Below are 261 nucleotides of genomic sequence, written 5' to 3' on the forward strand. Positions count from 1 at the left end.
TCCGGAACAGATGAAGATGTTCCTGACCCGTCTTGGTTTCGGCTCTAAAATGGTGGTCACCGGCGACGTCACCCAGATTGATCTTCCTTTCGGCGCCACTTCGGGACTGCGGATTGTCCGCGAAATCCTCACCGGCATCGATGACGTGAACTTCTCCATCCTCGAGGCGGCTGACGTAGTACGTCACCGTCTCGTGGCGGATATCGTCTCTGCCTACAGCACATGGGATGACGCGCACCGCACCGAGGCCGCCGGCACACC

At 59.4% G+C, this 261-nt stretch carries 1 protein-coding gene; it reads left to right on the forward strand.

The genetic code is table 11. From position 1 onward, the window contains the following. On the forward strand, positions 1 to 261 hold a 261-nt coding region (locus SB847_RS21425; protein ID WP_410578681.1), incomplete at both ends, for a PhoH family protein.

It is taken from the genome of Bacillus sp. SIMBA_026, from assembly GCF_046535335.1.
GTDB classification, from domain to species: Bacteria; Bacillota; Bacilli; order Bacillales; family Bacillaceae; genus Bacillus; species Bacillus velezensis.